The 26,414-nt window shown below is 69.1% G+C and carries 21 protein-coding genes; 8 read left to right on the forward strand and 13 right to left on the reverse strand.

What is annotated here, in order from left to right:
• Positions 1-18: 18 nt before the first annotated feature.
• From ACLKOY_RS05890 to ACLKOY_RS05905, 4 genes are read right to left on the reverse strand one after another with little or no spacing between them, the layout of a single operon-like run.
• Positions 19-678 carry an O-methyltransferase gene (locus tag ACLKOY_RS05890; protein ID WP_436452823.1) on the reverse strand — a complete coding sequence of 220 codons (660 nt, stop codon included), beginning with the start codon at positions 676-678 and terminating at the stop codon, positions 19-21.
• A gap of 49 nt (positions 679-727) precedes the next feature.
• Positions 728-1,660 carry a CPBP family intramembrane glutamic endopeptidase gene (locus tag ACLKOY_RS05895; protein WP_436452824.1) on the reverse strand — a complete coding sequence of 311 codons (933 nt, stop codon included), beginning with the start codon at positions 1,658-1,660 and terminating at the stop codon, positions 728-730.
• A 36-nt stretch (positions 1,661-1,696) separates the two neighbouring features.
• Complete coding sequence (locus ACLKOY_RS05900; RefSeq protein WP_436452825.1) at positions 1,697-2,716, reverse strand: DUF1648 domain-containing protein; 1,020 nt, start codon at positions 2,714-2,716, stop codon at positions 1,697-1,699.
• The gene (locus tag ACLKOY_RS05905; protein ID WP_363571424.1) at positions 2,713-3,063 is read right to left on the reverse strand and encodes a GntR family transcriptional regulator; all 351 of its coding nucleotides are present in this window, start codon (positions 3,061-3,063) and stop codon (positions 2,713-2,715) included. The genes ACLKOY_RS05900 and ACLKOY_RS05905 overlap by 4 nt, the downstream gene beginning before the upstream one ends.
• A gap of 98 nt (positions 3,064-3,161) precedes the next feature.
• On the opposite strand from ACLKOY_RS05905, the gene ACLKOY_RS05910 reads away from it, so the two are divergent.
• Both ACLKOY_RS05910 and ACLKOY_RS05915 read left to right on the forward strand, forming a co-directional pair.
• Positions 3,162-3,632: a PaaI family thioesterase gene (locus tag ACLKOY_RS05910; RefSeq protein ID WP_436452826.1), complete on the forward strand. Its 471-nt coding sequence runs from the start codon at positions 3,162-3,164 to the stop codon at positions 3,630-3,632.
• Positions 3,633-3,680: 48 nt separating this feature from the next.
• Positions 3,681-4,907: an APC family permease gene (locus ACLKOY_RS05915; protein WP_436452827.1), complete on the forward strand. Its 1,227-nt coding sequence runs from the start codon at positions 3,681-3,683 to the stop codon at positions 4,905-4,907.
• Here the strand turns inward: ACLKOY_RS05915 and ACLKOY_RS05920 are convergent, their stop codons facing one another.
• Positions 4,908-5,714, reverse strand: a complete 807-nt coding sequence (locus ACLKOY_RS05920) for a helix-turn-helix domain-containing protein (protein WP_436452828.1) — start codon at positions 5,712-5,714, stop codon at positions 4,908-4,910.
• Positions 5,715-5,804: 90 nt separating this feature from the next.
• On the opposite strand from ACLKOY_RS05920, the gene ACLKOY_RS05925 reads away from it, so the two are divergent.
• Complete coding sequence (locus ACLKOY_RS05925) at positions 5,805-6,329, forward strand: VOC family protein (protein ID WP_436452829.1); 525 nt, start codon at positions 5,805-5,807, stop codon at positions 6,327-6,329.
• Here the strand turns inward: ACLKOY_RS05925 and ACLKOY_RS05930 are convergent.
• The 4 genes from ACLKOY_RS05930 to nhaA all read right to left on the reverse strand — a co-directional run bounded on the left by ACLKOY_RS05930 (position 6,298) and on the right by nhaA (position 10,466).
• Positions 6,298-7,110 carry an SGNH/GDSL hydrolase family protein gene (locus ACLKOY_RS05930; protein WP_436452830.1) on the reverse strand — a complete coding sequence of 271 codons (813 nt, stop codon included), beginning with the start codon at positions 7,108-7,110 and terminating at the stop codon, positions 6,298-6,300. The genes ACLKOY_RS05925 and ACLKOY_RS05930 overlap by 32 nt on opposite strands.
• Positions 7,111-7,283: 173 nt before the next feature.
• On the reverse strand, positions 7,284-8,534 hold the full coding sequence (locus tag ACLKOY_RS05935; RefSeq protein WP_436454099.1) for a histidine--tRNA ligase: 1,251 nt from the start codon (positions 8,532-8,534) through the stop codon (positions 7,284-7,286).
• A 65-nt stretch (positions 8,535-8,599) separates the two neighbouring features.
• On the reverse strand, positions 8,600-9,214 hold the full coding sequence (locus tag ACLKOY_RS05940; RefSeq protein ID WP_436454100.1) for a MazG family protein: 615 nt from the start codon (positions 9,212-9,214) through the stop codon (positions 8,600-8,602).
• Between the two features lie 85 nt (positions 9,215-9,299).
• Positions 9,300-10,466: a Na+/H+ antiporter NhaA gene (gene nhaA / locus ACLKOY_RS05945; RefSeq protein ID WP_436452831.1), complete on the reverse strand. Its 1,167-nt coding sequence runs from the start codon at positions 10,464-10,466 to the stop codon at positions 9,300-9,302.
• Between the two features lie 46 nt (positions 10,467-10,512).
• Here nhaA and ACLKOY_RS05950 point away from each other — a divergent pair, with 46 nt between their 5' ends.
• Positions 10,513-13,242, forward strand: a complete 2,730-nt coding sequence (locus ACLKOY_RS05950; protein WP_436452832.1) for a phosphoenolpyruvate carboxylase — start codon at positions 10,513-10,515, stop codon at positions 13,240-13,242.
• Positions 13,243-13,392: 150 nt separating this feature from the next.
• Positions 13,393-14,763: an NADP-specific glutamate dehydrogenase gene (gene gdhA, locus ACLKOY_RS05955; protein ID WP_363571440.1), complete on the forward strand. Its 1,371-nt coding sequence runs from the start codon at positions 13,393-13,395 to the stop codon at positions 14,761-14,763.
• 69 nt (positions 14,764-14,832) lie between these two features.
• Here the strand turns inward: gdhA and ACLKOY_RS05960 are convergent, their stop codons facing one another.
• From ACLKOY_RS05960 to ACLKOY_RS05970, 3 genes are all read right to left on the reverse strand, one after another.
• On the reverse strand, positions 14,833-16,266 hold the full coding sequence (locus ACLKOY_RS05960) for an APC family permease (RefSeq protein ID WP_436452833.1): 1,434 nt from the start codon (positions 16,264-16,266) through the stop codon (positions 14,833-14,835).
• A gap of 158 nt (positions 16,267-16,424) precedes the next feature.
• The gene (locus ACLKOY_RS05965) at positions 16,425-19,574 is read right to left on the reverse strand and encodes an aminotransferase (protein ID WP_436452834.1); all 3,150 of its coding nucleotides are present in this window, start codon (positions 19,572-19,574) and stop codon (positions 16,425-16,427) included.
• On the reverse strand, positions 19,571-20,197 hold the full coding sequence (locus ACLKOY_RS05970) for a gamma carbonic anhydrase family protein (protein ID WP_140036551.1): 627 nt from the start codon (positions 20,195-20,197) through the stop codon (positions 19,571-19,573). The genes ACLKOY_RS05965 and ACLKOY_RS05970 overlap by 4 nt, the downstream gene beginning before the upstream one ends.
• 155 nt (positions 20,198-20,352) lie before the next feature.
• Here ACLKOY_RS05970 and ACLKOY_RS05975 point away from each other — a divergent pair, with 155 nt between their 5' ends.
• Positions 20,353-21,234, forward strand: coding sequence for an SDR family oxidoreductase (locus ACLKOY_RS05975; RefSeq protein ID WP_436452835.1), 882 nt, complete (start codon positions 20,353-20,355; stop codon positions 21,232-21,234).
• A 10-nt stretch (positions 21,235-21,244) separates the two neighbouring features.
• Here the strand turns inward: ACLKOY_RS05975 and mfd are convergent, their stop codons facing one another.
• Positions 21,245-24,808: a transcription-repair coupling factor gene (mfd, locus tag ACLKOY_RS05980; protein ID WP_436452836.1), complete on the reverse strand. Its 3,564-nt coding sequence runs from the start codon at positions 24,806-24,808 to the stop codon at positions 21,245-21,247.
• An 80-nt stretch (positions 24,809-24,888) separates the two neighbouring features.
• Here mfd and ACLKOY_RS05985 point away from each other — a divergent pair, with 80 nt between their 5' ends.
• Together ACLKOY_RS05985 and ACLKOY_RS05990 are read left to right on the forward strand one after the other, a co-directional pair.
• Positions 24,889-25,452 carry a GNAT family N-acetyltransferase gene (locus ACLKOY_RS05985; protein ID WP_436452837.1) on the forward strand — a complete coding sequence of 188 codons (564 nt, stop codon included), beginning with the start codon at positions 24,889-24,891 and terminating at the stop codon, positions 25,450-25,452.
• Positions 25,453-25,498: 46 nt separating this feature from the next.
• Complete coding sequence (locus ACLKOY_RS05990) at positions 25,499-26,362, forward strand: Fpg/Nei family DNA glycosylase (protein ID WP_436452838.1); 864 nt, start codon at positions 25,499-25,501, stop codon at positions 26,360-26,362.
• Positions 26,363-26,414 lie beyond the last annotated feature (52 nt).

A 26,414-nucleotide genomic window follows, 5' to 3' on the forward strand; every position in this document is an offset into this window, starting at 1 on the left:
CGGGTTCGTCCCGGCGGCTCACACCACGACGGCGAGGGCGAAGCCGTCCCAGCCCTTCGCGCCGACCGTCTGCAGGGCGGTCGCATCGAAGCGCGCGTCTTCGCTCAGCATCCGCAGTGCGTCCCTCGTGCCGACCACCTTGGAGTCCGTCGAATCCTCACGGACGATCTCGCCCTCGCGTCCGATGTTGTCGAGCACGATCACGGTGCCCGGATGTCCCAGCTTCGCCGCCCAGTCGAGGTAGACGGTGTTCGACTCCTTGTCGGCATCGATGAAGACCAGGTCGAAACCGCCGACGAGAGAAGGGAGCACATCGGCGCCCCGGCCTATCCGGATCTCGACGCGGTCGCCGACACCGGCGGCATCGATGCTCGCGCGGGCGACGGCGGCGTTGTCGGCTTCGGCCTCGATCGTGACGACACGGCCATCCGGCCCTACGGCCCGGGCGAGCCAGATCGTGGAGTACCCACCCAGCGTGCCGATCTCGAGCACGCGGCGAGCGCCGCTGATGCGCGCGAGGAGGTTGAGGAGTTTCCCACCGACGGGTGCGACCTCGATCTCGGGAAGACCGGCATCTCGTTGGGCCGACAGCGCCGCCTCGAGGTGCGGGTCCTCACCGACCAGCAGGTCTGCGAGGTAGGCATCGGCTTTCGACCAGGCGGCGGGAGTGGAATCCATGCCCTCAGCCAATCGTGACGCTCCAGCAGCGTCAAGGGGCTTGCCGACGCTACTCGGCCCGCGGCTGCGAGAGCAGTCGGCCGGGCGCGCCCGCGAGCTCGGGCTGCTCACGGAACTGTCCGGTGAGGGTGAGAACTGCGATCACCACCGCGATCACGATCCACGCGGCGACCCCCAGCGGACCGGCGAGTGCGAGGTCGGGCTGCGATGCGGAGAAGAGCAGGACGACTCCGCCTGCCGCGTTCAGCGATCCGTGGGCGAGGACCGCGGGCCAGATCGAGGCTGAGCGCAGGCGCAGCCACCCCAGCAGGATCCCCCACGCGACGCAGCCACCGATCATGAAGAGCACGCCGGTGATGTCCGTGCGCCCGAAGTTGTATCCCAGCAGGATGACCGGGCTGTGCCAGAACCCCCAGATCACGCCGCTGATGAGCAGCGTCGGCCAGGTGCCGAGGGGCCGCAGCGCCGGCACGAGCCATCCGCGCCACCCCAGCTCCTCGCCGAACGCCAACACGCTGTTGAAGAGCGCGCCCACCGGGATGATCGCGAGCTGCGAGATCACGAGGATCTCGACCGGCGGCAGCGGAGTTCCTTCCGGAAGCATCCTCGCGAGTTCAGCCGAGAAGCCTGCGAAGGTCAGGTCGAGCCGGATGAAGCCGAGGGCCGCGGCGACCAGGATGCTGAGGCCGACGAGAAGTGGCGGCACGAGCCAGCCGAGGACCATGAGCCAGATGACCCGCTTGGCCGGTCGGAGGGGCCACAGACCGAGGAAGCGCACCCGCTCGCCGCGCGCCGGTACGCGCATCGTGAACGTGACGATCAGCGCGGCGAGCGCAGGCGTCAGCATCATCACGGGCAGGAGGATTCCGGTGGTCGGTTCGGCGAGACCGTCACCCAGCCACAGCGGCAGGGCGACGAGCCAGGCCGCCCCGCAGGCGATGACCGTGAAGACGACGATGGCGGCGATGCGTAGGCGAGTCACGATGGTTCTCCTTGTATCTGTCGTGGGGGGGCGCGGTCATCGGCGGCCGGCGGCAGCGAGGACGGATGCCGCGGTGGCCGAATCGTCGACGGTGACGACGAACACGCGGCCGTCTGCGCGGGTGACCTCGAGGGCCTCGCCTGCGCGCAGCACGAAGCCCCGACGGCCGTCCGTGCCGAAGCGGTAGCCCCAGCCTCCGAACTCGGCGAACGGGTCGATGCGGACCGAGCGTGTGCTCGCGATCTCCGCTGCGGGGATCTCCAGCCGGGGCCAGCCCGCCGCCGAGCGCACCCGGAGGCCCGCGGCGCTCGCACGCACTCGGAAGGTCAGACTGGTCGAGACCAGGACGATGAGGAGCAGCGTGACCGCGGCGGTGATCCACCCGCCGGCGATTCCCCGGGCGAGGAGCAGCACACTCATCGCGGTCGTGACGAGCACACCGATACCGAGCACGACCTGACCCGTCTTCGCGATCGTGACGGTCTTCATCCATACCGCGCGCTCGTGGTCTGCGAGCGGCAACGGCTGCGCACCGGCGCCGGATGCCTCCGCAGGGCGTTCCACCGCCGGCTGCAGGAACCAGCCTGCGACGGCGAGGCCGACGCCGACCAGGAGGAAGAGCGGGCTCCAGGGCGCGATGTCGGGCGCATCCGCAGCGTCTGACAGGCCGCGCTGCACACCGACGATGGCGACGGTGAGCGTGGACATCATGCCCGCGGTGCCGAGACTCACGGCGCCGAGCAGACGAGCCGTCGCAGACCACCCTGCCGGCGGGATCGATGTGTCCGCACCCTGCTGAGGAGGTCTGTGAGAGAGGAGGGCGATCGAGGCGAACAGCACGACGACCCCTCCGCCGAGCCCTGCGAGCATGACCGGCGGCATCCACTTCGGTGCGTACCCGTCGACTTCCCCGGCTCCCCAGTGCGTCGCCACCGGGTCGGGGAGGTCAGGCAGCCACGCGAGCATGACGATGCCCGCGAGTGCGATGAGGGCCAGCGGGACGATCACCCCCACCCACCAGAAGGCGGTGCGGGCTCTGCGGATCTCGGGGGTCATGCGTCGGTCTCCTTGATGAGGGCGGCCAGGGTCGTGGGCGAGAGTCCGAGCGATGCGGCGCGGGCGACGAGTGCCGCGATGTCGTGGGACAGCTCGGCAAGCGGTGCGGCCGACGCGGACACCACCGCTCCCCTGCCGCGACGCAGGTCGATCAGCCCCTCGTCGCGCAGCTGCTGATAGGCGCGGAGCACCGTGTGCAGATTGATCTCGAGCGCCTCCGCCAGCTCACGCGCGGCGGGAAGACGATCGCCGGGCACGAGGCGCCCGGTCAGGACGTCGGAGCGGACGGATGCCGCCACCTGATCGAAGAGCGGCCGCGCGCTGTCGGCATCGATTCGAATCAGCATGGGATCCTCAATTTCTATTAGTTCTATGTGAACTATAACAACTGTTCGAACCCTCCAGTCAACTTCGCCGCTGCGATCGCATCGTCCACACTGACCTCATGCGCATCACTCCCCGCCGCCTCGCCCTCGGCATGAGCCTGTGGATCCCCAATCTCTTCAGCGGCATCCGCATCCGCCGCTTCAGCGAGGATTGGACTCACGCGACCGTCGAGCTTCACGTGAACGTCTTGACGCGCAACTACGTCAAGACCGCGTTCGGCGGCTCGATGTCTGCGATGACCGACCCGTACTTCTTCATGCTCGTGATGCACCAGCTCGGACGCGACTACGTGGTGTGGGACACGCGCGGCGAGATCGAGTTCGTCAAACCCGGCCGCGGAGTCCTGACCGCCGAGTTCGAGGTCAGCAGGGAGCGGGCTGAAGAGATCCGCGAGCGCGCGCACGGTGGGTCGAAGGTGCTCGAGTGGTTCGAGACCGTGATCACCGACCGCGACGGCGACGTGGTGGCGAAGGTGCGACGCGAGGTCTACATCCGCGAGAAGAAGCGCGTCACCGCCACTCGCGCCTGACCGCCACGACGTCACCGGGAGTTCACCCTCGCATGCCACGATGAGGGGATGCCCCTCGCACGCCGCCTGAGACTCGGTGACGCCGTCGCCATCGGACTCGGCTCCATGATCGGCGCGGGCGTGTTCTCGGTGTGGGCCCCGGCGATCGGTGTCGCCGGCAGCGGCATCCTGATCGCTCTGGCCATCGCCGCGCTCGTCGCCTACTGCAACGCCACCGCGTCGGCGCAGCTCGCCGCCGCACACCCCGTCGCCGGCGGCACATACGCGTACGCCAGAGCAGAGATCGGTCCGTGGTGGGGCTTCGTCGCCGGCTGGAGCTTCGTGATCGGCAAGATCGCGAGCTGCGCCGCGATGGCCATGACCTTCGCCGCCTACGCCGCGCCCGAGGGCTGGCAGGTGCCGGTGGCCGTGGCAGCGGTCGTCGCGCTCGCAGCCGTGAACTGCTTCGGAGTGACCCGCACGGCTCTCGTCACCCGGATTCTCGTGGTGTTCTCGCTGCTCGGGCTCGCCCTCGTCGTCGCGACCGGACTCGGCGGGTCGGCCGTGGCATCCCCCGCCCCTCTTCCTGACGCCAGCGCCTACGGCGTGCTGCAGGGCGCCGGACTGCTCTTCTTCGCGTTCGCAGGGTACGCGCGCATCGCGACGATGGGCGAAGAGGTCGTCGACCCCGCCCGGACGATCCCCCGGGCGATCGCCCTCGCGCTGGGCGGTGCGGTCGTCGTCTACACGCTCGTCGCGATCACGGTCATCCTCGTGCTCGGCGGCGACGCGGCGACGACCACGACGCCTCTGGCCGATGTCGCCGCGGCCACCGGGTGGCAGGCTCTCACCCCGATCATCCGCCTCGCTGCGGCGGCGGCCTCACTGGGCGCTCTGCTCGCGCTGCTCACGGGCATCGGTCGCACGACGCTGGCCATGGCCCGGGAGCGGGACCTGCCCCGGTTCCTCGCGAAGATCGACGAGCGCTGGCAGGTGCCGCGTCGTGCAGAGATCGCGATCGCGCTCATCGTCGTCGGCATCGTGGTCGTCGCCGACCTTCGCGACGCGATCGGATTCTCCTCGTTCGGAGTGCTGCTCTACTACCTCATCGCCAATGCGGCCGCCTTCCGCCAGTCTGCGGCGGCTCGCCGCTATCCGCGTGCACTCCAGGTCGTCGGAGCGCTGGGCTGCCTCGTGCTCGTGAACACGCTGCCTGTCGTGGCGTCGGCGATCGGAACCGTGGTCGTGCTTCTCGGAGTGCTCTATCGGATGGCCCGCCTCCGACTGTCGCGATGATCAGGCCTGCGCGCTCTCATCCGGAGACTGCTCGGACGAACCGGCCCGATACGTACGAGGGGCCATGCCGAGGATGCTGCGGAAGTCACGCGTGAGGTGCGCGTGATCGGCGTATCCGAGCTCCGCAGCGAGGCCTGACAGGTCGATCCCGGGATCGAGACGCAGCCGCTCGGCGGCCTCCTGCAACCTGCGTCGGCGGATCATCGCGGCCGGAGAGACGCCGACATGCCTGTGGCACAGGCGTTGCAGGGTGCGGGTCGAGACCGCGAGTCGCATCGCCGCCTCCTCGATCGTGTCTGCGGAGTCGTCACCCATGAGCACCTCGACCAGGGCGTTCGCGTGCCGCGCGGCATCGTCGAGCGGCCCGACCCGGCGCACGAGCCAGTCGGAGAAGACCGCGACGGCCCGCACCCGGCGCCCCTCCCCGCTGGCCATCGCAGCGCTCACCGCCTCGACGAGCTCGGGCGCATCGACTGTCTGCTGGGTGTCGACGAGCATCGCCGGGTCGTCGACGAGCGCCGCCACAGCGGCCGGCCGCAGCAGCGCGCCGACCGCCCAGCCCGTTCCGCGCAGGTCACGATGCGACGCCCGTGTCGTCACACCGGACAGCGTCACTACGCCCTGCTCGACCACGAGGTTCAGGGCCGGGTAGCCGACGATCTCCTGCCGCGACGACCGGCCGGGCTCGATCGACCACTCCGGGATCCAGAACCACACGGCGAGATCTCGCGCGGCCGCCTCGGGCGGCAGACGGTGGAACTCGGGCAGCCGTGCCGGGTACAGCACCCCGCGAGTTGAACTGACCATCGCCCCAGCGTAATCCGCAGCGTCACCGCGGCACCGACCCTGTCGCCGATGTTCAAGCGCACTCCTCCGGCAGCTCCGTACCGTGAACGCATGACCACCGAGAAAACGACCGGCGTGACCGGCGAACACACCACCGACGGCCGCCCGCACAGCGCGACGTCGCTCACTCCGTTCCTTGCGATCGCACGAGCCGGAGAGGCGATCGACTTCTACCGAGACGTCTTCGGCGCCCGCGTCGTCGACGTCACGGAGTTCGGGGGCGTCGTCGCTCACGCCGACCTGGACTTCGACCTCGGCCGCCTGCAGCTGGGCGAGCCGAGCCCCGAGTATCACCTGGTCGCCGCGCCGTCGGGCGATGACGACTGCTACTCGATGGGCCTCTACGTCTCGGACGTCGATGCCGTGGTCGAGCGGGCGGTCGCCGCGGGAGCGACCGTGCGCGAAGCCCCGTCTGCCTTCGTCTCGGGCGATCGCTTCGCGAGCATCCGCGACCCTTTCGGCGTGCGCTGGTCGGTGATGACCCGCGTCGAAGACCTCTCGGACGACGAGAGCGCACGTCGCGTCGCCGAGTGGGCCGCGACGTTCAGCGCGGCGCCGGCTGACGACGCGAGCTGAGCACCGCCTCGGCCGCGACGCACACGGCAGGAAGCAGCGCCTCGGCGGTTCGTCGATAGCCGAGCGGGCTCGGATGGAATCGATCCAGGCTGAACATCGCATCCGGATCGTCGAAGAACATCGGGCCCACGGCTCGGCGGAGATCGATCGGGGTCGCCCCCGCCGAGCGCGCGGTCTCGGCCTGGGCTTCGGCCAGCCTGCGCGACACGCTCGAGATCAGCCTTCGCAGCGGCTGCGGCACGGGGCGCAGCGCGCCGAGGTCGGGGCACGTGCCGACGACGACCTCCGTGCCCTGGCGGCGCAGCTGAACGATCGCGTCGCGCAGATGCTGCGTCGAGACGGCGATCGGGAGGCGGTGCGTGACGTCGTTGCCGCCCACCACGATCACAGCCACGTGCGGTGCGTATCCATCGGGCAGACCCGCCAGCTGGTCGGCGAGATCGGGCGACTCCGCGCCGACGACCGCGGCGGTGCGCAGGCGGACGGGCCGCCGCAGGCGCCGCGCCATGCCCTTCGCGAGTCGCCCGCCGAGCGTCTCTTTGCGGCGCTCGGCGCCGAGCCCCGCGGCCACCGAGTCGCCGAGCACGAGGAGCTGCACAGGGTCGCCGTCGAGCGCACGACGCCAGACGCGATCGGCATCTATCGACTGCTCGCCGAGCGGTTTGCCGATGCGCCGACGCGCGATCGCCGCCTGACGCTTCAGCAGATATCGGATGCCGACGGCGGCCGAGACCGACGCGGCACCCACGGCGGCGACCGCGACGAGATGCTGTCGTCTCATGCCCTGATTCGATCCGACCGTCGTGAACGCCGAGTGAACGGCATCCGCGCCGTCCGTCTGCAGGACCCGGGCACGTCTGCAGGACCCGGGCACGTCTGCAGGACGACATGACCGATCAGTCCCCGCACACGTGCTGCGGTCCTGCAGACGGCGCCGGAACGCGCGGGCAGAGCTCAGGTCAGCGGCTTGAGCTCCAGCGCGGCGGTGCCCGTCGACACGGTCGCGAATTCGGTGTACCCATCGGCGGCCGAGCGCTCGAGCAGTGCCTTGACGTTCTTGGTGCGCCGCTCCAGTCGCACCCTGGCACCGGATGCCACGAGACCCGCCTTGTGAGCGACGAGTTCGGCGACCGGCACGTCGGCGTCATGGATGAGCACGACGGCGCGTTCGCCGGCATCCGCCCCCGCCGTCACGAGATCGACGAGCCGCTCGAAGCCGAGGGAGAAGCCCACGGCCGGGACCTGCTGACCGAGGAACCGCCCGATCATGCCGTCGTAGCGTCCGCCGCCACCGAGCGAGTACGACACCGACGGGTGCGCGAGCTCGAAGATCGTACCGGTGTAATAGCCCATGCCGCGCACGAGGAACGGGTCGAAGACCAGCGGGATGTCGGTCACGCCGCGACCGGCCGCCACGGCCTCGCCGATGCCGACGAGGTGCCCGACTATCTCGTCGGGGGCGTTGTCGGGGAGCGCCTTGCGGATCTGCCTCTCGCCGAACGGGTGGTACTCCATGGTCTGCGGACGAAGGAGGAAGGCCTCGAACGCGTCAACGGCCTCGGCTGCCGAGCCGCGCTCGCGCAGTTCCGCGGCGACGCCGTCGGGCCCGATCTTGTCGAGCTTGTCGATCGTGATCAGAACGCCGGGGCGCTCCTCCCCGGTGAAACCGAAGCTGTCGAGCATCCAGTCGAGCACGCGCCGATCGTTGATGCGGACTGTGGCTCCTTCGAGGCCCAAGGCATCGACCGCGTCGAGCGAGGCGACCATGAGCTCTGCCTCCGCTCGCGAGGAGTCGTCGCCGATGATGTCGATGTCGCACTGCACGAACTGGCGGTAGCGGCCCTTCTGGGGGCGCTCGGCGCGCCAGACCGGCCCGATCTGGATGGCGCGGAACACACCCGGAAGCTGCCCGCGGTTGCTCGCGTAGAAGCGGGCGAGCGGAACCGTGAGGTCGTAGCGCAGACCCAGGTCGGCCAACGCGCTCTGGTCACCGGCGGCTTCGCGGATCGCCTCCGCGTCGAGGCCGCGTCGCAGCACGTTGTACGCGAGCTTCTCGTTGTCGCCGCCGATCCCGGCGTGCAGTCGCGAGTACTCCTCGAGCGCGGGAGTCTCGATCTCATCGAACCCATGCGAGCGGTAGCGGTCGCGGATGACGGCGAGGACGCGCTCGCGGCGGGCCTTGTCGGCGGGGAGGATGTCGCGCATGCCGCGCGGCGGGTTCACAGTAGCCACACGTCCATCTTTCCAGGTCGGCAGGGCGGGCTGTGGCCTCACGACCCCGATTCAGCCTCGCGGACTTCAGCCTCGAGGGCTCTGAGCCGTTCTCGCAGCGCTCGTTCGGCATCCCACCCTTCGGCGCGGGCGACCGCGACGAGCCCCAGCAGCGCGTCGCCCAGCTCCGGCTCGGAAGTCGGCCTCGCAGCAGCCGCCGCTGCGTCCGTCCCGGCGTCGACGACTCCGGCCCCCGCAGCTCGACCGACGATCTTCTGCGCCAGCGCGAGCGCCGGCATCCCGCGCGGAATCCCGTCGAGCACACTTCTCCTCGTGCGCTTCTCCGCCGCCTTCGCGGCGTTCCAGTGCACGAGGACCTCTTCGGGCGTCGTCGCGACCTCATCCGCGAACACGTGTGGATGCCGCCGCACCATCTTCTCGGTCAGCGTGGCCGCGACGTCGTCGATGTCGAACGGGTCGTCAGGGTCCTGCGCAGCGATCGCGGCGTGGAACAGCACCTGCCAGAGCAGGTCGCCGAGCTCTTCGCGCAGGTCGGCGCGCGTGCCGCCCTCGACGGCGTCGATCACCTCGTGCGACTCCTCGATCAGGTACGGCACGAGGTCGCGGTGGCTGATCTGCTGCGACCAGACGCAGCGCTCGCGCACCTCGCGCATGGTCTCGGCCGCCGCACGCAGCGGATCGAGATCCGGCCGGTCGGCCGGTGAAGCTCCTGCGGACACGAGTCCTCCTAGCCGACGGTCATGAGGTCACGACACCCGCACGTCGGTACGACCGCGCGCGAAGCGACACGATCACACCCGACAGCATGAGTGCCAGGAGCGAGCCCACGAGCACGCCCAGGATCGCCTGATCGCGGATGCCCGCGTCTGTCGCGAAGGCGAGGTTCGCCAGCAGCAGCGAGACCGTGAAGCCGATGCCGCCCAGCGCACCGGCCGCGAGAATGTCGCCGAACGGCAGCGCGGGCTCCGCGCCGCGGGGGCGGATGTGCATGGCGATCCAGCCGAACAACGAGATGCCGATGATCTTGCCCACCGGGAGTGCGACCACGATGCCCCAGAACGCGGGCGAGAGCTCGGTGGGCGCGAGGTCGGGGATCACCACGAACGCGGCGACGAACGCGAACACCGGCAGGATCCCGCCGTTGACCGTGGGTTCGAGCACGTGCCGGGTGCGCGCGGCGGGCACCGGCGACATCACGAGACCCAGCAGCACGCCCGCGATCGTGGCGTGGATGCCGGAGGAGGCGACGAGCCCCCAGGCCACGACTCCGACCACGATCATCGCGACGGCGATCGCCGCATGCCCCTTCTCGTGCAGCAGCCTGCTCAGGAACCAGAAGACCGCGACCGCGACGACCGCGAGCCCCAGCAGCAGCCACTGCACGTCTCGGGCGAACAGCACCGCGATGAAGATGATGCCGATGATGTCGTCGAGGATCGCCAGGGCCAGCAGGAACACTCGCACGTTCGACGGCAGACCGCGCCCGAACACCGCGAGCACTCCGAGCGCGAAGGCGATGTCCGTCGCCGTCGGAATGGGCCAGCCGGTGACCGTGACCGAGTCGCCGGCGATGAGGAGGTACACCGCGATGGGCACCAGCACTCCCCCTGTGGCGGCGATCGCCGGCTGCAGCGCCTTTCGCGGCGAGTCGAGCTCACCGTGCGTCAGCTCGTGGCGCAGTTCGATCGCCACGACGAGGAAGAACACGGCGAGCAGACCGTCAGAGACCCAGTGTTCGACCGAGAGATCGAGGGCCGTGCCGGGAACCGCGATATGGAAGTCCAGCACGGCGGCGAGCGCGTCGTGCGTCGGAAGATTAGCCAGCAGCAGACCGAGTCCGGCCGCGACGAGAAGGAGCAGGGCGGGAAACTGCTGCCCGCGGAGGGGGTTCGCTGAGATGCGCATCGCGTCCATGCTAATTCGCCCGGTGCCTCGGACGTCTCACATCGTCATGCGTTCAGACCACTGCCCCGACCCGGGATACTCTCGAACGGTGACCCCCGAACACGCCTTCCCCGAGCCCACTGACACCTCGGCCATCCGCATCATCGGCCGTTTCGAAGCGGGCCGCGGCATTCCGGATGCCATGCGCACCGATGTGCGAATGCTCGGCGCCCTTCTCGGTCAGGTTCTGCGCGAAGCGGGCGGAGACGACCTCTTCGAGGACGTCGAGCGCCTGAGGCTGGCGACGATCCAGGCCTACGACGAGGAGACGTCCGACGCCTTCGACCGCGCCGCGGCCATCGCGGAGTCGTTCAGCATCGCGCGCGCCGACGAGGTCGCCCGGGCCTTCACCTGCTACTTCCACCTCGTCAATCTCGCCGAGGAGCACCAGCGAGTGCGTGTCCTGCGCGAGCGGGCCGGCCAGCCGGGACGCGAGGATGCCGCAGACACCGTCGCCACCGCATACGCGCGCCTGAAGACCGAGGTCGGCGATGACGAAGCTCGCCGTCGCCTCGAGGGTCTGCGCTTCCACCCGGTGTTCACCGCACACCCGACCGAGGCTCGCCGTCGCGCCGTGTCGTCGAGCATCCGCCGCCTCTCCGAGCTGCTCACCCAGCACGACTCCGCGAGCGAAGGCGGGGCCGAGGAGCACCGCGCCCGACGTCGGATGCTGGAGGAGATCGACACTCTCTGGCGCACCGCGCCGCTGCGCGCCGAGAAGCCGTCGCCGACCGACGAGGTGCGCACGGTCATGGGCGTGTTCGACGAGACGCTGTTCACCACGGTGCCCCACGTGTACCGCCGCATCGACGACGCACTGCGCGGCGACGACTCCGGCGCGAGCGCACCCGTCGTGCCCGCCTTCGTGCGCATCGGCTCCTGGGTCGGCGGCGACCGCGACGGCAACCCCTTCGTGACGGCATCCGTGACACGGGAGGCATCGCAGATCGCCTCCGATCATGTGCTCCGCGGGCTCGAGCGCGCGCTCGAGCGCATCGGCTGCACGCTCACACTCAGCGCCGAGAACACTCCCCCGAGTGACGCGGTCGCGGCGCTGTGGGAGTCGTTCACAGCCTCCGAGCCGCGGGTCGCCCACGAACTGGCCGCCCGCTCCCCCGGTGAACCCCACCGACGGGTGCTGCTCGCCCTGGCTCATCGCGTCGCCGCCACCAGGCACGGCGACGAGCAGGGTTACGCCCGCCCGGAAGAGCTGCTCGAAGACCTCCGCACGGTGCAGTCGTCGCTGTCGGATGCCGGCGCGAAGCGCCACGCCTTCGGCGGCGTGCAGCACCTGATCTGGCAGGTGGAGACGTACGGCTTCCACCTCACCGAGCTCGAGGTTCGTCAGCACTCGCAGGTGCACGCGAAGGCCCTCGCAGAGCTCGAGAGCGGCGAGCCGATCAGCGCGCAGACCGAAGAGGTGCTCGAGGTCTTCCGCGTGATCGCCGAGATCCAGCGCGATCGGGGCCTCCGCGCCGCCGGTCGATACGTCGTGTCGTTCACGCAGGCGGCCTCCGACCTCGCGAACGTGCACCGTCTCGCGAAGCACGCGCTCGGCGACGACGCGCCCGTGCTCGACGTCGTCCCCCTGTTCGAGACCTTCGCCGACCTCCAGGCCGCCCCCGGCATCCTCGCCGAGGCCGTGACCTTCCCGGAGTTCCAGGCGCGACTCGCAGCGACGGGCAACCGGCTCGAGGTCATGCTCGGATACTCGGACTCGTCGAAGGATGTCGGCCCGGTCGCGGCCAACCTCGCGCTGTACGAGGCGCAGGAGAAGATCGCGCAGTGGGCGCAGGAGTCAGACATCGAGCTGACGCTGTTCCACGGCCGCGGCGGCGCCCTCGGGCGTGGCGGCGGACCGGCCAACTCGGCGATCCTGGCTCAGCCGCCGCACTCTGTCGACGGTCGCTTCAAGCTCACCGAGCAGGGTGAGGTCATCTTCGCCCGCTACGGCGAGCCGGCCATCGCGATGCGCCACATCGACCAGGTCGCCGCGGCGACCCTGCTCGCGTCCTCGCCGTCGGTCGAGAAGCACACGAGCGACGCGGCGGCGCGCTTCGCCGACATCGCCGCCGTCATGGACACCTCGTCGCGCGAGCGGTTCTTCTCGCTCGTCAAGGCCGAGGGCTTCGCGCCCTGGTTCGCGACGGTGACTCCTCTCGAGGAGATCGGCCTGCTCGCCCTGGGCTCTCGTCCGGCCCGACGCGGCCTGTCGGTCGAGTCGCTCGAAGATCTGCGAGCCATCCCGTGGGTGTTCGCCTGGACCCAGGCGCGCATCAACCTCGCCGGCTGGTTCGGTCTCGGCACGGCTCTCGCCGCCGTCGGCGACGAGGAACGACTCGTCGAGGCCTACCGCGACTGGCCGCTGCTGCGCACCATGATCGACAACGTGGCGATGAGCCTCGCGAAGACCGATGAGCGCATCGCCCGCCAGTACCTCGCACTCGGCGACCGCGACGATCTCGCGCAGCTCGTGCTGGATGAACTCGCGCTCACCCGCGAATGGGTCATCCGCCTCACCGGCGGCGTCGGGCTGCTCGAGAACAAGCCGATCCTGCAGCGCGCGGTGCAGCTGCGCACGCCGTACGTCGATGCGCTGTCGCTGCTGCAGCTGCGTGCTCTGCGCGCGCTGCGAGACCCTGCCGAAGCGACTGGTTCCGGCGCCGACGACGAGCAGAAGCGCCTGCTGCTGCTCTCCGTCAGCGGAGTCGCGGCCGGCCTGCAGAACACCGGGTGATCGACCCCCGCCCCGCCTGAGCGAGTGCATTCCGGTGTGAAGGACCTCGCATCGGCGTGCCCGCTAGAGTGAAAACTCCGCCCGATCCGGCGTACCCTCACGCGACACGATCGCACGCAGCACCATCCCCCGATCAGAAAGCTCTTTCGCGTGACCTCTTCGCCATCCGCCGACTTCCACCCGCTCGCCGAGTCCGTGCAGCCCGTGTTCGACACGGTGCTCACCCGCAGCCCGCACGAGCCCGAGTTCCAGCAGGCCGTGCACGAGGTGCTGAACTCGATCGCCCCGGTGCTCGAGCGCAACCCCCAGTTCGTCGACGGAGGCATTCTCGACCGTCTGGTCGAGCCCGAGCGTCAGATCCTGTTCCGGGTGCCGTGGGTCGACGACGCCGGTCGCCTGCAGGTCAACCGCGGCTACCGCGTGCAGTTCTCCTCCGTCCTCGGCCCGTACAAGGGCGGTCTGCGCTTCCACCCCTCGGTCAACCTGTCGATCATCAAGTTCCTCGGGTTCGAGCAGATCTTCAAGAACGCGCTCACCGGGCAGGGCATCGGCGGCGGCAAGGGCGGCTCCGACTTCGACCCGCACGGTCGGTCGGATGCCGAGATCATGCGCTTCTGCCAGTCGTTCATGAGCGAGCTCTACCGCCACCTGGGTGAGCACACCGACGTCCCCGCCGGAGACATCGGCGTCGGCGGCCGCGAGATCGGCTACCTCTTCGGCCAGTACCGCAAGATCACCAACCGCCACGAGTCGGGCATGTTCACCGGCAAGGGCACCGGTTGGGGCGGAGCCGAGGTGCGCACAGAGGCCACCGGATACGGGGCCGTGTTCTTCGCACAGGAGATGCTCGGCGTGCACAACGACTCGCTCGACGGCAAGCGCGTCGGAGTCTCCGGCTCGGGCAACGTCGCGATCTACGCGATCCAGAAGGCCTCGCAGCTCGGCGCGACCGCCGTGACCGCATCCGACTCCTCGGGCTACGTCGTCGACGATGCAGGCATCGACGTCGACCTGCTGCGTCAGATCAAGGAGGTCGAGCGCGCCCGCATCGTCGAGTACGCGAACCGGCGCCCCGGCGCGCGCTTCGTCGAGGGCGGCAGCGTCTGGGAGGTTCCCGTCGACATCGCCGTGCCCTCCGCCACGCAGAACGAGCTCGACCTCGATGCCGCCGAGGCCCTGATCGCGAACGGCGTGCGCGCCGTCTCGGAAGGGGCGAACATGCCCTGCCTGCCTGCGGCCGTCGAGGCTTTCCAGGGCGCCGGCGTGCTCTTCGCGCCCGGCAAGGCGGCGAACGCCGGTGGCGTGGCGACGTCTGCACTCGAGATGAGCCAGAACGCATCGCGTCAGCGGTGGAGCTTCGACGCGAGCGAGAACAAGCTGCGCGAGATCATGGCCGACATCCACAGCGCCGCGTTCGACGCGGCAGAGCGCTACGACGTCGCGGGCGACTACGTCGCGGGTGCGAACATCGCCGGCTTCGAGCGCGTCGCCGGCGCGATGCTCGCGCAGGGCGTGATCTGACACCCTCGCCCCCCGAGCACGGATGAAGAGCCGCCTCCCTCCCGGGTGGCGGCTCTTCTTCATCCCGCGTCAGCTCTCGTCGACCGGGACCTTGACGACCTTGTTGAACCCGGTCACCGGTTGGTTCTCATCGAACGCGACGACCTTCTTGCGGAAGCCCCTGGTGATGACGGCGAGATAGATCAGTCCCAGGGCCGTCCAGGTCAGACCGCCCACGAGAGCGTCCGGGTGCAGGTTGACCCACAGCAGTCCGGTGAGCAGCATGCCGATGCCCGGCATCACGATGTACGAGAAGATGTCGCGCGGCGTGTGGCGCCGGCCCTTGCGGATCGCGAACCACGCGATGACCGAGATGTTCACGAAGGTGAAGGCGATCAGTGCGCCGTAGTTGATCCACGCCGCGATCAGCTCGAGGGTGAACGGGATCGCCAGCAGCGAGATCGCGCCCACCAGCACGATGTTGAAGGTCGGCGTGTGCGTGCGGGGGTTGATGTATCCGAATGCCTTCTGCGGCAGCACGTTGTTGCGTCCCATCACCAGCAGCATGCGCGACACCGACGCGTGCGAGGCGAGCCCCGATGCCAGGGTGGCGCAGAATCCTGCGGCCGTCAGCACGGCCATCAGCACGTTGCCGCCGACGAGGTTGCCGATGATCGGCAGTGTCGAGTCCTCGACGTACTGCATGTCGCCACCAGGGGCGAACTCGTTCCAGTCGGGGAATCGCAGCTGCGTGACGTACCCCGCGATGAGGAAGATCGCACCGCCGAGCAGCACCGTGAGCAGGATCGCCTTCGGCATGATCTTCGGGTCCTTCGCCTCCTCGGCGTACATGGTGACGGCATCGAAGCCGATGAACGAGAAGCAGACGATCGTCGCTCCCATGAGCACCGCGCTGATGGTCGCCCCGTCGTGGATGAACGGGGCCGCCGACGCGATCGTGGCCGCACCTTCGCCCCGCATCAGCTGGGCGACGACCATGACGACGAACACCACCATCACGACGATCGAGAACACGAGCAGGATCATGTTCATGTTCGAGGTGCCGCGCATGGTCATGTAGATGATGCCCGTGACGAGGATGCAGTACAGCACGACCCAGATCCACCCGGGGATGTCGGGGAACAGCGCCTCGAGGTAGCTGCGGATGATCAGGCAGTTGACCATCGGAAGCAGCACGTAGTCGATGAGCGAGGTCCAGCCGACCATGAAGCCGAGGTTGGGATGGATCGATTCGCGCACGTAGGTGTAGGCCGACCCGGCGCTCGGGATCGCACCGGAGATCTTGCCGTAGCTGATGGCGGTGAACACCATCACGACGAGAGCGACGAGATAGGCGGCGGGGACGACATTGTCGGTGTCGCGAGCCACCATGCCGAATGTGTCGAACACGACGGTCGGCGTCATGTAGCCGAGTCCGAGACCGACGATCGCCCAGAGGCCCAGATTGCGGCGGAGGGTTCCTCCGCCCTGTGCGAGCGGCTTCGTCTTGAGGGGCGTGGCCATGAGTACTCCTTCGGGAACAGCGCATGGGCCGGACTTCGGGCGGTCCGACACTGACGCTCAGTATGTACCCGAGATATTCCTCAGCGGAAGAGCAGATCTGATTCGAAATACGCATTTAACATGCCGAAAGCCAACTCGATTCGAAGACGCCCCTCCGATCACCATCCTTCGGTGAGAACGCGGTCGATCACGGCGACGACGTGGTCGGCACTCTCGATCGTCAGGCAGAGCGGAGGTTTGATCTTCAGCACGTTCGAGCGCTCCGAGGTCGTGAGCACGATCACGCCCAGCTCCCGCATCCGCTCGCAGACCGCCGCGGCCTCGGCATCGGCCGGCTCCATCGTCTCGCGATCACGCACGAGCTCGACACCGAGATAGAGCCCCTCGCCGTGGACGGGACCGATCATCGGATGCCGATCCGCGAGCGCACGAAGAGCGCCTGCCAGATGCCGGCCGACCTCGAGAGCGTTGCGTTGCAGGTCGTCCTCGACCATCGCGTCGAGCACAGCGAGACCGACACTGCTGCTGAGTGTGCTGCCGCCGGCTGAGGAGAAGAACTGCCCCTGGGTGCTCAGCGCGTCGGCGATCCGCTGCGATGTGATCACACCTCCGATGGGGAAGCCGTTGCCCATCGGCTTGGCGATCGTGACGATGTCGGGAATCACTCCGGACTGCTCGAATCCCCAGAAGCTCGACCCCATGCGGCCGAAGCCCACTTGCACCTCATCGGCGATGCAGAGACCACCGCGCGCGCGCACGAGCTCGTAGGCGCCCGCCAGGTATCCGTCTGGAAGGAGCACTCCCCCTGCGTTTCCGAGCACGGACTCGCACAGGAACGCGGCGGGGTCTCTGCCGTCTGCGGCGAGACCGTCGAGGTCATCGGCGAGATCGGCGAGGTAGCGACCGGCCGTGTCCTGGCCGCGATAGGTGCCGCGGAACGGGTTGGGCACGTCGGCGACGTGCACCCAGTCGGGCCGTGTGGCGAGAGCATGCGGGTTGTCGTAGGCGCTGGTCGTGACCGCATCGCTCGCCATCGTCCACCCGTGGTAGGCCTCTCGGAGAGACACCACAGTGCGTCGACCGGTGGCCGCCTGCGCCAGACGGATGCCGAGATCGACCGCCTCCGAGCCGCTGTTCACGAGCAGCACGGTGTCGAGACCGCTCCCCTCGGGCATCAGCGCGATCAGCCTCTCGCTGTACTCGGCGAGGCCCCGGAACAGGAATCGGGAGTTCGTCGCGAGCGTCTTCAGCTGCCGATTCGCGGCTGCCGCCACCCGGGGGTGGCCGTGTCCGAGTCCCGCGACGTTGTTCACCATGTCGATGTAGCTGCGACCGGTCGTGTCGACCAGATGATGCCGCCAGCCGCGTTCGATCTCCGGCGGATGCTCGTAGTAGCGCTCCTGCGCGGTCGCGAAGATGCGCTCCCTGCGGGTGAGCTCCTGCGCGGCCTCGTCGCGCTGTGCGTGGGAGGCGAGCCCGAGCAACGCGGCCGGGTCTGCGGTGAAGCGGCACCACGCCGCGACACGATCAGGGGTCACGAGATGCGCGGCAGCAGGCGCATCGGGCCGTGGGGCCGGAAGCGGCGGAGCATCGGCTCGTCGGAGGCCGATGACGATGGTCCTGTTCTCGAAGGATGCGGCGAGCCTGCCGATGCTCTCGCCCCGCTCGACTCGTCCGCTGCGATTCGGCTCGAGGTCGGCGCCACGGAGCTCGAGCACCCACCCGCCGTCGAGTGCGATGCGCACCCCGCCCTCGGTGATCTTCAGCTCGCCCTCTGCCGGCGCGATCATCCGCGACGACGGTCCAGGGGCGACGTGCACTTCCGTCTCGACCGGCCACGTGGCTGCAGCGCTCGCGGTGTCGACCGTCGTGCGAGTGAGCCGGAACACACCGTAGGGCACGACGGCAGCACGGGCACCCTTCGCGTGAGCCTCGGCGACGAGCAGCGACTCGGCGTCGGGATGCGCCCACCGCCCGGCGTCCAGCCTCTCGGCCTCGACACCCGGATCGACCACGATGACACGACCGTCGAGCTCCGGAAGAAGGGTCGCCAGCTCGGAGTGCGCATCGCCGGAGACATTGTGAGAGGCGTCATGAGAGGCGCCGTGCGGCGACGCGTCGGGCGCGGTCTTCTCGGGCTCGGTCTTCTCGGGCTCGGTCTTCTCGGGCTCGGGAGCCTCCGCTTCTGCTGCGTCGGGCTCTCGAGCATCCGGCTCGGACACCGGAGTCTCGGTCTCGGTCACCGCCGCGTGCGCGGCAGTCCCCGCAGGCGCCTCGAACTCCGCCGACTCGAATCCGAGCCGGGCGAGCACCAGCTCGGTCGCCTCGGCGAGCGGAACGGCCGTCGCGGCATCGAAGATGGCCTGCTCGCCCGCGATCCGCTCGCGGGCGTAGTCGTTGTCGCCGTCGATCGCCAGCTGTCTCCAGCCGCTCGCGACGAGCAGTGCGGCTCGCAGCACCACCAGTGGCCATACGGCCAGCGCCTCATCACGGGTGAGCGGTGCATCGGCATGGAACGCGGCCACGGTCTCGAGCGCTCGAATCGGACGCTCGGGCTCGTGGTGCAGCATCGAGGAGACACAGACCGCCAGTTCGGCGACCCGCCAGCCGAGCCCCAGATCTCCCAGGTCGAGCACGGTGTGCGGGTGCAGTCGGGAATCAGCCCCGCGCGTCCCGGTGACATTGTCGTCGGTGAGGTCGCCGTGGATCGGCTGCACCGGCAGCGCGGCGGCGACGATCGACAGAGCCTTCTGCGCATCGTCCGCCGCCGTGCGCACTCGGGAGCGCAGCTCGGCATCCGTCACCGCCGGGGCCAGCACGTTGATCTGCTCGTACGCGACCCGCATGTCCCACATCTGGTCGCGCTCGAGCCCCGGGTGCGCGAGGCCGGCGAGCGCGTTCACGGATGCCGCTGCCAGTGCCCCGAACTCGGCGAGCACGACGGGGGCCAGATAGCCCGCATCGACCATCGACTCCCCCGCGGCGAACTCGCTGCGCCGCACCGCGAATCCCCGCCAGCGCTGCGTGAGCTGACCGTCGAGTCCGGGGAGCACAGCGGGAACCTGCACGCCGGCCGCGCGATAGGCGTCGAGCGCTGCGTGCTGTGCGGCTCTCGCGTCATCGCCGAAGATCGGGTTGTCGACGCGCAGCACGCTGCGCGATCCGTCCGATTCGACCAGCACGAAGTTGCGGTCTTGATTGCTGCCGAGCTCGCTCGCCACAGCCTCGACTCCGTAGCACTCGCGAGCGATCAGCGCGGCGTCGTCCGTGCTGATGTCCGGTCGGACCAGCCCTGCGCCGTCACTCACCCTCGACCCGCCGCGCGGCCGTCGGCGTCGAGCCGCACATCGTCGGCGTGTCGGGCCAGCGAGCTGCCGTAGCGCTCGGTCAGCTGCACCATGAGGTCGGGGGTGTCGCGATCCACGCCGAAGACGTGCCCCGGGAAGTCGAGTTCGGGTTGCGCGGCAGAGATCTCCGCCTCCCGGTCCGGAGACAGGAGCTGCACGGGATCCCCGACCGCGACCCAGCCGATCGGCACGACGGTCCCGGCCGGCAGCACGGCTCGTCTGTGCACGATGGCGTTCACACGGACCTCGCAACGATCGCCCACCAGCGCTCCGTTGAAGATGCGCGCGCCGGACGCGAAGAAGACCTCTTCACCGACGGTCGCCCCCGCGATGCTCGCGAGGGTTCCGACGAGCGTGTGCGAACCGATGTGCACGGCATTCGCGGCCGTGGCCCTGATGAGCGCGTTCTCCATCACGATGACGTGCTCGCCGATCGTGATCGGTCCTCCCTCTGCGGTGATGACAGCGCCGTGCAGCACTTGGCAGTCTGGTCCGATCGTCACGTCTCCGGAGATCACGGCGGTGGGAGCGACGACGGCGGTGTCATGGATCCGGGGCCGAGCCCCGAGGTGCTCGTACAACATGACGCCAGCGTAGCGCCGACCGGTCAGCGCCGAGAAGGCCGACCGAGCCCCCTGCTACGCTGGCGCCCATGCAATGCAGGTGACTCGATCCCTTCCCCCGCTTCCGGCTGCCATTCGGCGTGCCTGTGGCTTCTTCGATCGAAAGGCTCATCGTCATGCACTCCACCGATCTTCCCCTGTCCGGACGCACCGCTCTGGTGACCGGCGTCTCCCGCAGGCGCGGCATCGGATTCGCGACCGCGACGACGCTCGCGTCTCTCGGAGCCAACGTGTTCTTCCACCACTTCCGCCCCCATGATCTCGACCACCCCTGGGGCGGGGACGACCTCGCGGCGGTTCGTGAGGGCATCGGCGATGCCCTCCCGGCCGGGGCAGTGATGGGCGACGCCCAGGCGGATCTCCGCGACCCCGACAGCATCGAGCCACTGCTCGATGCCGCATCATCGCTCTCGGGTCGGCTCGACATCGTCGTCTGCAACCAGGCGATGAGCGGCGGAGACGGCACGATCTTCGACATGACCGCCGAGCGACTCGACGCGCACTGGCAGGCCAACGCCCGCGCTTCGCTGCTGCTCACGGCCGGGTTGGCGAATCGAGTCCGCCATGAGCTCGGCGGGGCTGAAACTCCGGTCGGCCGCCCCGGCGACAGCATCCCGTCGCTCGGCCCCTTCGAGAGGCCGACGGCTCACGTCGTATGGATGACCTCCGGTCAGGAGCACGGAGCGATGCGCGGCGAGATCTCGTACGCGACGAGCAAGGCCGCGCTCGCCGGGATCACGCGATCGACGGCAGCCGAGCTGCTCGATGTCGGAATCGTGCTGAACACCGTCAATCCGGGCCCGGTGAACACGGGGTACCTCGACGCCGACACTACGGATCGAGATCTGACGGGCGTCGAGGACTGGATCGCGGGCACGCCGTTCGGCCGCGTCGGCCGGCCCGATGACCCGGCCCGCCTGATCGGCTGGCTGTGCACGGACGCCGGCTCGTGGGTGGTCGGTCAGGTGCTGACCACCGACGGCGGATTCTCGCTGTAGCCGGTTGCCGTTATTCGACCTTCACCGGCTCGGGGAAGATCGCCGTGAACAGCTGGTCGACCCACTCCAACAGCTCGGCCGCCTGCAGCGGTTCGAGTCCGACTCCTACGGCGGCGGGCACCGTCGGCATCGGCACGACGAGAGCCTCGCCCCCGCCGACCAGCTTCGCCTTGGGGTACAGCCGCTGCAGCCGCACCTTGATCGAGTCCTCGAGTCGAGCCGGCGCGATGCGCAGGTTCGAGCCCATGACCACGACGTCGGAGAGCCCGGCTCTGGCCGCGCGACGGCGCAGGCGCGAGACGGCTATCAGGCCGGTGACCTCGTCGGGAGGTGTGCCGTAGCGGTCGGTGAGCTCGTCGATGACGAGATCGATCGCGTCGTCCTTCGCCGTCGCCGTCGACGCCGCGGACAGCTTCTGGTAGGCCTCGAGACGAAGTCGCTCGCTGTCGATGTAGTACTCGGGGATGCGGGCATCCAGCGGCAGCTCGAGCCGCAGCTCCTGCCCGGACTCGACGTCCTCGCCGCGGAACGTGGCGACGGCCTCGCCGATCATCCGAAGGTAGAGGTCGAATCCGACGCCGGCGATGTGGCCGGCCTGCTCGCCGCCGAGCAGGTTGCCGGCACCGCGCAGTTCGAGGTCCTTGAGCGCGACCTGCATTCCGGACCCGAGGTCGTTGTTCACAGCGATCGTCTGCAGCCGGTCGGCCGCCGTCTCGCTGAGCGGCTTCATCTCGTCGTAGAGGAAGTACGCATAGGCGCGCTCGCGACCACGACCGACACGGCCGCGCAGCTGGTGCAGCTGGCTCAGCCCGTACTTGTCGGCCCTGTCGATGATGATCGTGTTGGCGTTCGCGATGTCGAGACCCGTCTCGATGATCGTGGTCGAGACGAGCACGTCGAACTTGCGCTCCCAGAAGTCGTCGACGACCTGCTCGAGTGCATGCTCACCCATCTGACCGTGCGCCACGGCGATGCGCGCTTCGGGCACGAGCTCGGCGAGCTGGGCCGCGACACGCTGGATCGACTGCACGCGGTTGTGCACGAAGAACACCTGTCCCTCGCGCAGGATCTCTCGACGGATCGCCGCCGCCATCTGCTTGTCGCTGCGGGGGCCGACGAATGAGAGGATCGGATGCCGGTCCTCGGGCGGCGTCGCGAGCGTCGACATCTCGCGGATGCCGGTGACGGCCATCTCGAGCGTGCGAGGGATCGGGGTGGCACTCATCGCGAGGATGTCGACGTTCGTCTTCATCTTCTTGAGCGTGTCCTTGTGCTCGACACCGAAGCGCTGCTCCTCATCGATGATCATCAGGCCGAGGTCTTTGAACATGACCTGATCGGTGAGGATGCGGTGGGTGCCGATCACCATGTCGACCGTGCCGTCGAGCAGGCCGTCGAGAGTGAGGCGCGCCTCTTTGTCGGTCTGGAAGCGCGACAGCGGACGCACCTTGACCGGGAAGCCTGCGAAGCGCTCGGTGAACGTCTCGAGGTGCTGCTTGACGAGCAGCGTCGTCGGCACGAGCATCGCGACCTGCTTGCCGTCCTGGATCGCCTTGAACGCCGCGCGGACGGCCACCTCGGTCTTGCCGAAGCCGACATCGCCCGAGAGCAGCCTGTCCATCGGGATCGGCCGCTCCATGTCCGCCTTGATCTCGTCGATGGTCTGCAGCTGATCGAGCGTCTCGGCGAACGGGAAGGCCTCTTCGAGCTCGCGCTGCCAGGGCGTGTCGGGGCCGAACGCATGACCCTTGGCGCTCATCCGCGCCGAGTACAGCTTGACCAGCTCGACGGCGATATCGCGCACCGCCTTGCGAGCCTTGCCCTTCGCCTGCGACCAGTCGCTGCCGCCCATCTTCGAGAGGGTCGGCCCCTCACCGCCGACGTACTTCGAGAGCAGATCGAGCTGATCGGTGGGCACGTAGAGCTTGTCGCCGGGATATCCGCGCTTCGACGGCGCGTACTCGAGCACGAGATAGTCGCGCACCGACTTCGTCGCGTTGCGCCCGCCGGTCGACACCTCCCGCTGCGTCATCTCGACGAAGCGGCCGATGCCGTGTGTGTTGTGCACGACGTAGTCGCCCTGCTTGAGCTGCAGCGGATCGACGACGTTCTTGCGGCGCGACGCGAGCTTCTTGACGACGCGCTGGTCGCCGCCGATCGTGCGCCCGTAGAACTCGTTGTCGGTGAGGACAGCGAGCCTGGCCTCGGGGATCTGGAATCCGGCCTCGACCGAGCCGGTGACGAGAGTCGCGACCCCGGTGTCGGGCGCGTCGGTCAGCTCGGACACGATGCGAGCGGCGATCCCCCGGTCGGAGAGCACGTCGCGGGCACGGTCGACGAGGCCCGCTCCGGCGGCGATCACGACGACCCGCCAGCCGTCTGCGACCTTCGCCTCGACGAACGAGATCGCACCGTCGACGTTGCCGTGGAACGACGGGATGACCGACGCGTCGATGGTCTCGGCATCCTCGCCCCCCATCGAGAACGGGCTCAGGCGCCACCAGACGCCGCCGCGATCGCGCACGACCTCGCGCAGCCGGGCGATGGTGAGGAAGTCGCCGGCACCGAGATCGATGGGAGCCGACGCCCCCGAGGTCGCCGCGCTCCACGCCGCATCGAGGAACTCGCGGTTGGTCTCGCCCAGCGTGATCGCACGGGCGCTCGACCGCTCGGGGTCGACGACGGCCGTCGCGACGCCCTCGGGCAGATACTCCGCCAGCGACTTGAGCGGACCGGAGACAGCCGGAAGAAGAGACTCCATGCCCTCGACCGGAATGCCCTCGGCCATCTTCTCGAGCATGCCCGCGATCGCCGGGAACCCGCCGATCAGCGCTCGCGCGCGATCGCGCACGTCGGGGGTGAGCAGCAGCTCGCGGCTCGGCGGGAGATCGACGCCGTCGACATCGCCCGGAAGCGAGCGCTGATCGGCGACGGAGAATGAGCGGATCTGGTCGATCTCGTCGCCGAAGAACTCGACGCGGAACGGATGCTCCGAGATCGGGGGGAACACGTCGAGGATGCCACCTCGGACGGCGAACTCGCCGCGGCGCGACACCATGTCGACTCGTGAGTAGGCACGCTCGACCAGCTGCTCGACCACGTGGTCGAGTTCGTGACCGCGGCTCGCGGTGCGCAGTTCGAGCGGCGCGATCTCACCGAGGTTGCCCGCGATCGGCTGGAGGGCGGCTCGCACGGAGGCCACGACGACGAGGGGGTGATCGCCCGACCATTCCGCGATGCGACGCAGGGTCTGCAGTCTCTGGCCGACCGTGTCGGTGCTGGGGCTGAGGCGCTCATGCGGCAGCGTCTCCCACGCGGGGAAGGTCACGACCTCGGCGTCGGGGATGTACGCGGCGAGCGCGGCAGCGAGGCTCTCGGCTCGTCGGCCCGTCGGGACGACGGTCAGGAGCGCGGCGGGATGCCCCGCTGCCCGGCGCTTCTCGAGCAGACCGGCAAGCGCCGGAGCGTCGAGTCCGTCGACCAGGCCGAGATCGGCATCGGTCTGGGCCCACGTCAGGGCGTCACGAAAAAGAGATGCCTCTTCCAAGGCGCGCAGAATCCCCGGCACAGTCACCGGACAAGCCTAGTCGCGGCCGCAGACACCGGCATCGGGATCGGCCCGGACCCGCGCTGCGAGACCCGTAAGATGCCGGGATGGAACCGGTCACTCTCACCACCGAGCGCCTCGTCCTGCACGTGCCGGACGAGTCCGACATCGATGCGATCACCGCGGCCTGCCAGGATCCGGAGATCCCTCGATGGACCACGGTGCCGAGCCCGTACTCGCGCGAGCACGGCGAAGAGTACGTCCGCCTGATCGGCGAGTGGTGGGCCGATGGCAGTCAGGCGATCTGGTGCGCCTATCGCGACGGCGAGCTGGTGGCCTCGATCGGACTGCACCACATCGTCGAGCACTCGACCGGCGGGCACGCCGAGATCGGCTACTGGGTCACGGCGTCCGCCCGCGGCAACGGCTACCTCGTCGAGGCTGCGCGCGCCGTCGTCGACTGGGCGTTCGACGAGCTCGGCCTCGCCCGCCTCGGCTGGCGTGCGGTCGCGGGCAACGTCCCGTCGGCCCGAGCCGCCCGCGCCCTCGGGTTCCGGTATGAGGGGCTGGGGCGACAAGCGCTCACGAGCGACCGCGGGCGTGACGACGGATGGTTCGGCGGGCTCCTCGCGACCGACGATCGCACCCCGGTGGACTGGCCGATCCTCTGAGAAGGCTCCCTAGCCGCGTGTCCGAGGTCGGTGGCAGGATGAGCGCATGCCTGAGATGCCGGAAGTCCAGGGCCTGACCGCATTCCTCGCCGAACGCACGGTGGGGCGCACGATCATCCGCACGAGTGTGGGGGCCATCGCGGCCCTGAAGACCTACGACCCGCCCAACACGGCTCTGCACGGGGCAGAGATCACCGCAGCCTCGCGTCGTGGCAAGTTCATCGTGCTCTCGTGCGGCGACGACCTGCACCTCGTGTTCCATCTCGCCAAGGCGGGCTGGCTGCGGTGGTACGAGACCCTGCCGACGACCCTCATCAAGCCCGGCAAGTCGCCGATCGCCGTGCGGGTGGGCCTCGACGACGAGAGCGGATTCGACCTCACCGAGGCGGGGACGAAGAAGTCACTCGCCGTCTACGTGGTGCGCGACCCCGAAGAGGTGCCCGGCATCGCCCGCCTCGGCCCCGATCCACTCGAGCCGACATTCACCCGTGACGTGTTCGCCGGGCTGCTCGAGGGACGCCGGACGCAGATCAAGGGGCTGCTGCGCGACCAGAGCGTGATCGCCGGGATCGGCAACGCCTACTCCGACGAGATCCTGCACGCGGCGCGCATGTCGCCGTACGCGATCGCCGACAAGCTCGACGATGACGAGGTCGACCGCCTGTTCGCGGCGATGCAGACGACGCTGACGGATGCCGTGGCCGAGGCCTCCGGCAAGCCGCCGGCCGACCTGAAAGACGCGAAGCGCCGTGGGATGCAGGTGCACGCCCGTCGCGGCGAGGCGTGTCCGGTGTGCGGCGACACCGTGCGCAGCGTCTTCTTCGCCGACCGTTCGATGGAGTACTGCCCGACCTGCCAGACCGGGGGCAAGCCGCTCGCCGATCGCCGCCTGTCGCGGCTGCTCAAGTAGCACTTCGACGCGGAATGAAATGCAGTCAGGTGTGTTGAGTACACTCAGAGCA

Origin of the sequence: Microbacterium sp. K2 (assembly GCF_051365005.1) — a bacterium.
Lineage (GTDB): Bacteria > Actinomycetota > Actinomycetes > Actinomycetales > Microbacteriaceae > Microbacterium > Microbacterium foliorum_B.